The following is a 2,224-nucleotide window of genomic DNA, read 5'->3' as shown; positions in this document are numbered from 1 at the left end:
CACTTATCTGGTTTTGACTGATTTCGGCTATCTTTTATCAATTTATTTAAAGTTTTTGTTGCCTGAATTATTTCATCTCTATTCTCTTCTTTATCTATATCTGGGATATCACTTAAGTTCAAAGGAATAAAAAAATTATTCAATAGTTTAGCCTCCTCTCAGATAGCGAATAGATTTCCATGCTTGTAATTTCATACCTTGACTGCTATTGTATTCTACGTTCCCATTATACCCCCTTTTATATTTCAGGCTGTTCTTGGAATGATTCTATTGTAAACTTTTTCCATTATGTAATTTTCTCAGCTTCGCAGTGTGCGTTAATTGGTCGTCGCTGTTGGGCGCTACGATCAATCCTTGGTATTATCTGTTCTGAGGCCATTATAATATTTACCAAACTGAGATAGGATAATTATACCTCTCCTTGATATCCATTACAACAATTCTCGACCATTTTTCAGTAATAATTGGAAATGAGCCTTTCCCGATATTTCGGAGGCAAAAAAGTAGTGCAATCGGCTGAAACCAAAGATTATCGCAAAATTGCGGGTCATGCCGCCCGCTGCTGATAAAATCGTCGCCAGAATTCTGCCGGTGCAATGTTGCCGATGGCTGCGTTTCGTCGCCGTCGGTTGTAATAGATTTCGATATATTCGAAAATAGCGGTCTGTGCCTGGACTCTGGTCGCATAATGCTTATGATAAACCATTTTTAGCTTGATCGTACTGAAAAAGGATTCAGCGCAGGCGTTGTCGTAAGGCGTGCCTTTTCGGCTCATGCTGGGAATGATGCGGTTTTGCAGTACAAGGGCCTGATAGTTCCGACTGGCATATTGAACGCCTTGATCCGAATGATGAATCAGGCCCGTGCCCGGCTTGTATCGCCGGATGGCGGCGCTCAGCGCACGCTTGCAGAGATCGGTGTCGATCCGGTTGCCGGTGGCACAGCCAACGATTTGGTGGTCGAACAGATTCTTGACGATGGCCAGATATAGCCATCCTTTGTCCGTTCGGACGTATGTAATATCCGTCACCCAGACTTTGTTGGGAGCATCCACATGGAAATGCTGACGGAGCAGATTCGGTGTCACAGGATAATTGTGCCGTGAATTGGTGGTCGCTTTGAATTTGCGCTTGCGGATAGAATATAGCTGGTGCTCCTTCTGGATGTGATAAAGCCGATTACGGCCGCAGTGTGAAAATTTCAAACGCACATCGCCCAGCAGCTTGTTCAGACCGGTACGGCCCTTGTTTCGCTCATAGCTGGCCTTCAACACATCATAAATCTTCCGATTTTCCTGCCGGGTTGTGCTTTCCGACCATGCCAGCCGCCGGTAATATCCGCTTTTGGAAACTTTCAATATTCGGCACATCTTCTCCACAGAATGCTCCCCGCTGCGTTGGCGGATTACTTTGTATTTCTTCTCTGGCTTTGACTGAAGATGACGCGAAGCGCCAGCCCGAATGGGGACACCATGCGAAGCGTGGCACCGCCGCTTTTTTTAGAATCTCTACTGTGTCCTCCAGATCCTCCTTCTCCTTGCGGAGCTGGCGGTTTTCTTCCTCCAACTGCCGCAGACGGACTTTTCCGGCATCGTGGCTGTCTGCCAGGACGGCGAGCCAACGCTCCATTGTTCCTCTGGACACACCCAGATTCCGGCATGCCTCCGCGATGCTCTGTTTGTTTTCCAATACCAGCTTGATAGCGCCTTGCTTGAACTCTTCGCTATACCGATTTCCGTTGCTTTCCCCCATGATGGAACACCCCTTTGCAGTGCTTTTATTTTACACTACTCCACACCGTCCATCAAATCGGGTATGGCTCAGGTGTTCGATGTTTCGGTAAAATATCTGCTGGGCATATCCGATTATCGGAAACGGGAATATCAAGGTATCGGGAAAGAGTTGAACCTTACCCCTGCCGCTGTTGACCAGCTAAAATCTTTTCAAAACATGCCGCCGGATTCGGAAATCAATATTCTTTCCGTTATCAACCGGCTGCTGATAAACCCGGATTTCATTCAGGCGATGAAATATGTAGTGGACGCAGCGTTTGCGCAAAGACATGAGCTGAAGCATCAGGCCGATCTTAGAATAGGGCGCGGTGTTCGTGGAGACGAATCGGAGAAGGCAAAAGAAAAGCTGCGAGCATATGGGATGGAGACAATCGACAATGCAACACTCTCCGAACTTTATTCCCGGTGGGCTTTGGACATGCTGTCAAGAGC

The 2,224-nt window shown here is 47.0% G+C and carries 2 protein-coding genes and 1 pseudogene; 1 reads left to right on the top strand and 2 read right to left on the bottom strand.

The window, feature by feature from the left end; translation table 11 throughout:
• Positions 1–547: 547 nt before the first annotated feature.
• Both ABF463_RS14455 and ABF463_RS14450 read right to left on the bottom strand, forming a co-directional pair.
• The gene (locus ABF463_RS14455) at positions 548–1,405 is read right to left on the bottom strand and encodes an IS3 family transposase (RefSeq protein WP_415534731.1); all 858 of its coding nucleotides are present in this window, start codon (positions 1,403–1,405) and stop codon (positions 548–550) included.
• Positions 1,406–1,544: 139 nt separating this feature from the next.
• Positions 1,545–1,751, bottom strand: a pseudogene (locus ABF463_RS14450) (transposase); the annotation flags it as partial.
• Positions 1,752–1,814: 63 nt separating this feature from the next.
• Here ABF463_RS14450 and ABF463_RS14445 point away from each other — a divergent pair.
• Positions 1,815–2,224 (top strand): hypothetical protein (locus tag ABF463_RS14445; protein WP_415534729.1); only part of this gene is annotated, 410 nt, incomplete at its 3' end.

The sequence above is a fragment of the Ethanoligenens sp. genome, assembly GCF_047718355.1.
GTDB lineage: Bacteria > Bacillota > Clostridia > Oscillospirales > Ethanoligenentaceae > Ethanoligenens.
Note: the sequence above shows the minus strand (reverse complement) of the source record. Positions and strands in the feature narration are given on the sequence as shown.